At 69.6% G+C, this 7519-nt stretch carries 8 protein-coding genes; 3 read left to right on the forward strand and 5 right to left on the reverse strand.

What is annotated here, in order from left to right:
* Positions 1-2: 2 nt before the first annotated feature.
* The 3 genes from E1166_RS16345 to E1166_RS16355 are packed head-to-tail and all read left to right on the forward strand — an operon-like array spanning position 3 to position 2388.
* Positions 3-959, forward strand: a complete 957-nt coding sequence (locus tag E1166_RS16345; protein WP_132339839.1) for a sugar ABC transporter permease — start codon at positions 3-5, stop codon at positions 957-959.
* Entirely contained in the window at positions 956-1792 is an 837-nt protein-coding gene (locus E1166_RS16350) for a carbohydrate ABC transporter permease (protein ID WP_132339841.1), read from the forward strand. Before E1166_RS16345 ends, E1166_RS16350 begins: the two co-directional genes overlap by 4 nt.
* On the forward strand, positions 1789-2388 hold the full coding sequence (locus E1166_RS16355; RefSeq protein ID WP_132339843.1) for a hypothetical protein: 600 nt from the start codon (positions 1789-1791) through the stop codon (positions 2386-2388). Before E1166_RS16350 ends, E1166_RS16355 begins: the two co-directional genes overlap by 4 nt.
* A gap of 36 nt (positions 2389-2424) precedes the next feature.
* Here E1166_RS16355 and E1166_RS16360 read toward each other — a convergent pair whose 3' ends face one another.
* The 5 genes from E1166_RS16360 to E1166_RS16380 form a co-directional block, all read right to left on the reverse strand.
* Entirely contained in the window at positions 2425-3708 is a 1284-nt protein-coding gene (locus E1166_RS16360) for an FAD-binding oxidoreductase (RefSeq protein ID WP_132260428.1), read from the reverse strand.
* A gap of 14 nt (positions 3709-3722) precedes the next feature.
* Complete coding sequence (locus E1166_RS16365; protein ID WP_132339845.1) at positions 3723-4388, reverse strand: haloacid dehalogenase type II; 666 nt, start codon at positions 4386-4388, stop codon at positions 3723-3725.
* An 83-nt stretch (positions 4389-4471) separates the two neighbouring features.
* Positions 4472-5959, reverse strand: coding sequence for an aldehyde dehydrogenase family protein (locus tag E1166_RS16370; RefSeq protein WP_165944359.1), 1488 nt, complete (start codon positions 5957-5959; stop codon positions 4472-4474).
* Positions 5956-6921: a M14 family metallopeptidase gene (locus E1166_RS16375; RefSeq protein ID WP_132339847.1), complete on the reverse strand. Its 966-nt coding sequence runs from the start codon at positions 6919-6921 to the stop codon at positions 5956-5958. Before E1166_RS16375 ends, E1166_RS16370 begins: the two co-directional genes overlap by 4 nt.
* On the reverse strand, positions 6918-7519 hold a 602-nt coding region (locus E1166_RS16380), incomplete at its 5' end, for an aminotransferase class III-fold pyridoxal phosphate-dependent enzyme (RefSeq protein ID WP_132339849.1). The genes E1166_RS16380 and E1166_RS16375, both read right to left, overlap by 4 nt.

Raw genomic sequence — 7519 nt, forward strand, 5'->3', positions numbered from 1 at the left:
CGATGACAACGATCACGTCCAACCGGCGCACCGACGCCGGCAGCGTCAGACCGGCGGGCCCGCGCAAGCAGGCCCGCCGGTCCGGCGACGGCCTGGCGGGTTACCTCTTCCTCTCGCCGTGGCTCATCGGGATCCTGCTGCTGACCCTCGGCCCGATGGTGACCTCGCTGTACCTGTCGTTCACCGATTACGACCTCTTCAACTCTCCGCAGTGGGTCGGCCTCGACAACTACCAGCGGATGTTCGACGACGCCCGGTGGCTCAAGTCGGTGCGTGTCACCGCGTTGTACGTGGCCCTGGCCGTACCGATCAAGCTGGCCTGCGCGCTGGCGGTCGCCGTCCTGCTCAACAACGAACGACGTGGGCGGGCCTTCTACCGGGCGGCGTTCTACGGTCCCTCCCTGATCGGCGCGAGCGTCAGTCTGGCGATCGTCTGGAAGGCGATGTTCAGCGACGACGCCGTGGTCGACCGGCTGTTGCGCACGGTCGGCATCCACACCGGAGGTTGGGCCGGCAACCCCGACTTCTCCCTGCTCATGCTGGTGCTGCTGGCCGCCTGGCAGCTCGGCGCACCGATGGTGATCTTCCTCGCCGGGCTCAAGCAGGTGCCCAAGGAGCTGTACGAGGCGGCCGAGGTGGACGGGGCCGGCAGGTGGCGGCGGTTCCGGTCCATCACGCTGCCGATGATCTCCCCGGTGATCTTCTTCAACCTGCTGCTGGAGACCATCAACTCGTTCCAGGTCTTCACGTCCGCGTACATCGTCGGGGGGCCCAACGGCCAACCGGCCGGCACCACGCTGTTCTACACCATCTACCTCTTCGACCGCGGCTTCGGCGACTACCGGATGGGCTACGCCTCGGCCATGGCGTGGATGCTGCTGGCCGGCGTCGGGCTGGTCACGCTCTTCCTCTTCCGCACCGCGCGCGGCTGGGTGTACTACTCGGGGGACAAACGATGAGACCCAGACTGTCGACCGTGGCCTGGCACGCCGGCGCCATCGCGTTGCTCGCCATCGTGCTCTACCCGATCCTCTGGGTGCTGGCGGCGACCTTCAAGCCCACCGAGGACATCATCGGCAGTCTCCAACTGCTGCCCACCCGAGTCACGACGGCCAACTACGACCGGGCGATGGAGGGCATCGCCGGCATCAGCGTCTCACGGTTTTTCTGGAACTCGACGGTCCTGGCGGTGCTGTCGGTCGTGGGCACGGTGGCGTCCTCGGCGCTGGCCGCGTACGCGTTCGCCCGGCTGCGGTTCCGGGGGCGCGGGCTCATGTTCGCCCTCATGATCGCCACCCTGCTGCTGCCCTTCCACGTGTTGATCATCCCGCAGTACGTGGTCTTCCAGAAGCTCGGCCTCGTCGACACGTACGCCCCGCTGCTGCTCGGGAAGTTCCTCGCCACCGAGGCGTTCTTCGTCTTCCTCATGGTGCAGTTCATGCGGAACATCCCGTACGAGTTGGACGAGTCCGCGAAGATCGACGGAGCCGGCCACTGGGCGGTGTTCTGGAACATCCTGCTGCCGCTGTCCCGCCCCGCCATCATCACCACGGCGATCTTCACATTCATCTGGACCTGGAACGACTTCTTCGGCCCGCTCATCTACCTCAGCTCGCCGGAGAAGTATCCGCTGCCGTTGGCGCTGCAACTCTTCATCGACGAAACCGCCGGTTCGAACTTCGGCGCGCTGATGGCGATGTCGACGCTCGCGCTGGTACCCGTGATCCTGTTCTTCCTGTTCTTCCAGCGCTTCCTCGTCGAGGGTGTCTCCACGTCGGGCCTCAAGGGATGAGACGGTTCACGCTCTTCGCGGAGTGCCTGACGGCCGGTCTACTGGTCGCGCTGGCGATCCTGCCGGTCGTCACGCTGCTGCCGGCGCTGGCGGCCGGCTGCGCGCACATCCGGGCGCACGTCGACGGCGAGACCACCGCCATCCGCGCGTTCTTCACCCGCGTCGGCGCGGCGTTCCCGGGCAGTCTTCCGCTGTCGCTCGGCGTCGCGGCCGGGTACGCGGTCCTGGCCGGCGACGTGCTCATCCTCCGCGCCGGGGTGCCCGGCGGCGCCGGGGTGCCCGGCGGCGCCGTCGTCGCCGCCGGCTGCGTCCTCGCCGCCGCGGCGCTGTCGGTGGTCGTCCTCCGCGCCGCGGCCGCCTGGTCGCCAGGCGCCTCGTGGTGGCAGTCGGTACGCCACGCCGCCCGCCGCACCGTCACCGGCGACCCGTCCGGTTCGCTGCTGCTGATCATGGCGCTCGGCGTGCTGGTCGTCGTCACCTGGCAACTGCTGCCACTCGTGGTGCCGATGCTCGGCTGCCTGCTCATGGCGGCCGTGGCGGTGGAACGCCGCCACAGTCGCCGGGCAGACCCGGCCCTGCGCCGCGCCCCCGTGTGACCCGGGGGCGCGGCGGGCTCCGCTCCAACACAGTGGTCAGCCGAGCTTGTCCTTGGCCCGGTAGTAGGCGCCGGCGAACGGCAGGAACCACGCGGTGCCGTTGTAGAACGGCACCGGCACCTTCGGGAACCCGAGGCCACGCAGCGGGTTCGCCTCCGCATGTCCGTCCATCATCTCGGCCATCCGCTGCCCCATGTAGGTGGCCATCTGCACGCCGTGGCCGCAGTACCCCATCGAGTAGTACAGCCCGTCGTTCTCCCCCGCGTGCGGGATGCGGTCGTAGCTGAAGCCGACGCTGCCGCCCCACACGTAGTCGACGCGGACGTTGGCGAGCTGGGGGAAGATCTCCGCCATCTCCCGCTTGAGGACGGCGCCACTCTTACGGTCGGACGCCGGATCCGACGGCGCGAACCGGGCCCGTCCGCCGAAGGCGAGCCGGTTGTCCGGGGTCAGCCGGATGTAGTGACCGATGTTCTTCGTGTCGACCACCAGCCGGGCCTTCGGGATGATCTCGCGGGCGAGCTCATCCCCGAGCGGTTCGGTGACGATGATGAAGCTGCCCACGCAGATCAGCCGGTTGCGCAGCCAGGGGAACGACTTGTCGGTGTACGCGTCGGTGGCGACCATGACCTGCTTGGCGCGGACCGTGCCGTGCCAGGTGTCCACGTCGAACCCACCGCCGGGGAGGCGGCGCACGCCGGTGGCGGCGTTGCGTTCGTGGATCCGCGCCCCGGCCCGCTCGACCGCCTCGGCGAGGCCGTGCAGGAACTTGCCGACGTGCAGCCCGGCGCTGAGCGGGTCGAGCAGGGCACCGTGGTAGTAGTCGGAGCCCAGTTCGGAGCGGAGTTCGCTCTTGCTGATGAGCACCGTCTCGTGGCCAAAGTTGCGGGCCAGGTCGGCGTGGGCCGCCTTCTGCGCCTCGAAGTGTGCGGGCTTGTACGCCACACCGAGCCGCCCGGAACGGACGAAGTCACAGTCGATCTTCTCGGTGTGCGTCAACTCCTCGACGACGTCGACCGCGGTGCGGAAGGCGTCGTAGAGCTCGCGGGCGCGTGCCTGCCCGTACCGCTTCCGGGCCTCGCCGACCTTGATGGTGAGGCCCTGGGTGCACATGCTGCCGTTGCGGCCGGAGGCGCCGGAACCGATCCGGTCCTTCTCCAGCAACACGACCGTGGCCCCCTTGCGGGCGCAGTGCAACGCGGTGGACAGCCCGGTGATGCCGCCGCCGATCACGACGATGTCGGCCCGGTCGGGCAGTGGTTCGCCCGAGCGGTCGGGGAACCGTGGGGCGGTGTCTAGCCAGTAGGGGACCTGTTTCATGGTGGGCTCCGAAATCAGCAGCCGAGCAGCGCCGGCAGGCCGGACAGGTTGGGCAGCTCGTCGTACGGCTGGTAGTCGCTGCTGCCGCGGCGGCCGTACCGGTTGATCCAGACGCGACGACGCAGGCCGAGGTCACGGGTGGGGATGAGGTCGTACTCCCAGCCCTGCGCGACGTGGATGACCTGGGCGGGTTCCACGCCCATCGTCTCGTAGGCGTGCAGGAAGGTCTGCCGGTCCGGCTTGTACGCCTTGGCCTGCTGGGCGGTGATCACGTAGTCGAACTCGACGCCGATGTTCGCCACGTTCTGCTTGATCAGGTCGTCGTCGGTGTTCGAGATGATCGCGATCTCGTAGCGGCTCTTCAACGCGCGCAGCGCGTCCGGAACCTCGGGGAACGGCCCGAACGTGGGCACCGCGGCGACCAGCGCGTCGCCGTCCGAGGTGCGGTACGGCAGACCGTGCAGCCGCATGGCCTTCTCCAGGCTGGAGTGCAGCACCTCGTCGTAGCTGCGGTACTCCTCCAGCACGGCCTGGAAACGCATGACCCGGAAGTCGTCGAGGAACTCGTCCACGTCGAGGCCGTCCAGGTCGAGCCGGTCGGCCAGCACCTCCAGCGTGGTGGGGCCGAGCTGGAAGTTGATCAGAGTGGCGTAGGCGTCGAAGGTGACTATCTCGCGCATGGTGGGTTCTACCTTTCTTTCCGTTGGGTCAGTACAAGTCGGTGGAGTCGGTACCGGCGCCGAGTGGGAGGCATCCGCATGGGTCACCGCCGCCCGAAACCGACGCAGACGTTCTTCAGCTGGGTGTAGCTGTCCAGGGCCGCCAGCCCCTTCTCCCGGCCCCAGCCGCTGTGCTTGTAGCCGCCGAACGGCAGCTCGACGCCGGTGCCGACGCCGACCGCGTTGACGTAGACCTGACCGGCCTGGATGCCGTGCGCGAGGCGCATCGCGTTGTCCAGATCCCGCGTCCAGACGTAGCTGGACAGACCGAACGGGCTGTCGTTGGCGATCTCGACGGCCTCGTCGGCGTCGTCGAACTCCAGCACCGTCACTACCGGCCCGAAGATCTCCTCCCGGACGGTGCGGGCGTCGTTGGTGAGCCCGGTGAGCACGGTCGGTTCAATGAAGTAACCGTCCGCGAGACCGGGATCCGCGGGCCGGCCACCGCCGACCCGCGCCGTCGCCCCCTCTTCGCGCGCCAGCCGCAGGTACGCCTCGACCCGGTCCCGCTGCCGCGCCGACACCAGCGGCCCGACGTCCGGGTCGGACAGCCCGGGACCGAGGCGGAGCGCGGCCACCGCGGCGACCAGCCGGTCGACGAAACCCTCGGCACCGCGCTGCACCAGCAGTCGGGTGCCGGCCGAGCACATCTGACCGGCGTTGCTGAACGACGAGCCGATGATCCCGGCCACGGCCAGGTCGAAGTCCGCGTCGGCGAAGACGATGGTGGGTGACTTGCCGCCGAGCTCCACCACGGACGGTACGACGTTGGCCGCCGCCGCCTGGGCCACCCTGATACCGGTGGCCACCGAACCGGTGAAGGTGACCTGGTTGATGCCGGGGTGGGCGGCGAGCGCAGCACCGGCGTCGGCGCCACCGGGCACCACGTTGAGCACGCCCGGCGGCAGCCCGCACTCCAGCGCGATGCGACCGATCTCCAGCGGCGTCAGCGGCGCCTCCGGCGAGGGCTTGAGCACCACCGTGCACCCCGCGGCGAGGGCCGGCGCGGCCCCGCGCGACGTGTTCTGCAACGGATAGTTGAACGGGATGATCTGCCCCGACACGCCGATCGGTTCCCGGACGGTGTAGTCGAGCAACCCGGGACCGAGCGGGATGGTGCTGCCGCCGAGCTTGTCGGCGATGCCGGCGTAGAACTCGAAGTACCGGGCCGCCGCCTCGACGTCGGCCTTCGCCTGCCGCAGCGGCTTACCGACGTCCTGGCTCTCCAACAGGGCCAGGCTCTCGCCCTGCCGGCGGATCTGCTCGGCGACGCGGTACAGCAGCCGGCCCCGGTCGGCCGCCCGCATGCCGGTCCACTCGGGCGCGTGCAGCGCCGCCCTGGCGGCCTCGACCGCGCGGTCGATGTCGGCGGCACCACCCTGGCTGACGTCGGCGATCGGTGTGCCGCGGGCGGGGTCCAGCACGGTGAACGTCGCCCCGTCGCCTGCGGGCACCCGCTTGCCGTCGATGAGCAGGTCCCAGACCACACCGCCGGCCACGTCGTTGACGTCCTCGGACAACCGGTCGCTCATGGCCGGATCTCTCCGTGCACCTGGCCGAAGATCACCACTTCGTCGCCGGGGCGTACCGTGCGGATCCGCCGCTGCCACAGCACGATGCCGTCCTGCGGCGCGCGGACCTCCTCGACGGTGTGGCCGTAGTGGTCGACGATGGTGGCGAGCAGGTCGCCCGCCTTGCACTCGTCGCCGGGCGCGACGTGGTCCAGGAAGAAACCGCCGGCGATCGCGCGGGCGAAGGTGCCGCTCACCTCGGTGTAGGTCTCCCGGAGCGCGACCTCGCCGTCGATCATACCGAGCTGACGCATGATGTTGCGGACGCTGTCGGCGTGCGCCTCGACGTGCGCCTCCCGGTAGGTGGCGCCGCCGACCTCGATGGTGATCGCCGGCTTACCGGCGGCCAGCGTGGGGTGCCGGACTGTGCCGCCCCACTTGCCGCCCTTCCAGATGAGCTGGTGTCCCGCGGCGAGTCCGATCGGCATGGCCAGCTCCTCGAAGCCACCCTGGACGATGGTCAGTGGGGCGATCTCCCCATACGTGCCGCCGGTGTGCAGATCGATCAGAGCGTCGATCGCCGGAACCACCTGGGCGACGAAGGTGGCGGCCAGCCGCAGCGAGAACGAGCCGTCGGCGTCGCCGGGGAAGATGCGGTTGAGGTTCGCGTGGTCCAGGCCGCTGACCCGGCTGGCGGCCTCGAAGGCGGCGGTGTTCATGCAGGGGATGCCGACCAGGGTGCCGCGCAGGCTCTCCGGGTCGGTCTCGGCCACGATGCGGCGTACGGTTTCCTGGCCGTCGTACTCGTCGCCGTGCACGCCGGCGTCCACACAGAGGACCGGGCCGGGGGCGGTGCCGTTGACCACCAGCAGTGGGATGCCCAGCTCGACGCCGTAGCTGCTGGTGCCAACGGGGATCAGACCTTCGGCGCGCTCACCGGGGGCGCAGCTCAGCGGGCCGATGGTGTAGGGGGTGGTGGTCATCGCGCTTCCAATCGGGAGGAGGTAGTAAGCCAGGACGACGCCTCGTCGAGCGTGTTGCCGATGATCTCGACGATGCGGTCGAGCAGTTCCGGCGTGCTGATCAGCGGCGGGGCGATCTGCAGCAGCGGCTCGGCCCGGTCGTAGACCCGGGCGAGCAGCCCGGCCTCACGCATCCGGCGCGGGATGAGGTCACGGATCAACGCGTCGTGCCGTGCCGCCGAGAATCGGCCCCCCTCGGCGTCGCCGGTGAGTTCGACGGCGTAGAAGAAACCGTCACCCCGCACGTCGCCGACGATCGGCAGGCCCGCCAGCGCGATCATGCGCTCGGCCAGGCGATCCTGGTTGTCGCGCACGTTGTCCAGAATCCGGTCGCGCTCCATGATCTCGATGGCACGAAGCGCGATCGCGGCGCAGAGCGGATGCCCGCTGAAGGTGAAACCGTGGTTCAGGATGATCCCCGGCTTGTGCAACACGTCGGCGACCCGCTGGCCGACCATCGTCGCGCCCATCGGCGCGTAGCCGGCGGTCAGTCCCTTGGCCAGAATGATCATGTCCGGACGGGCGCCGTAGCGCTCGCCGGCGAACCACTCCCCCACCC

This window comes from Micromonospora sp. KC213, assembly GCF_004348325.1.
Lineage (GTDB): Bacteria > Actinomycetota > Actinomycetes > Mycobacteriales > Micromonosporaceae > Micromonospora.

Coding starts and splice junctions, on each gene's coding strand:
- E1166_RS16345 (WP_132339839.1), top strand. CDS start 3: ATGACAACGATCACGTCCAACCGGCGCACCGACGCCGGCAGCGTCAGA.
- E1166_RS16350 (WP_132339841.1), top strand. CDS start 956: ATGAGACCCAGACTGTCGACCGTGGCCTGGCACGCCGGCGCCATCGCG.
- E1166_RS16355 (WP_132339843.1), top strand. CDS start 1,789: ATGAGACGGTTCACGCTCTTCGCGGAGTGCCTGACGGCCGGTCTACTG.
- E1166_RS16360 (WP_132260428.1), bottom strand. CDS start 3,708: ATGAAACAGGTCCCCTACTGGCTAGACACCGCCCCACGGTTCCCCGAC.
- E1166_RS16365 (WP_132339845.1), bottom strand. CDS start 4,388: ATGCGCGAGATAGTCACCTTCGACGCCTACGCCACTCTGATCAACTTC.
- E1166_RS16370 (WP_165944359.1), bottom strand. CDS start 5,959: ATGAGCGACCGGTTGTCCGAGGACGTCAACGACGTGGCCGGCGGTGTG.
- E1166_RS16375 (WP_132339847.1), bottom strand. CDS start 6,921: ATGACCACCACCCCCTACACCATCGGCCCGCTGAGCTGCGCCCCCGGT.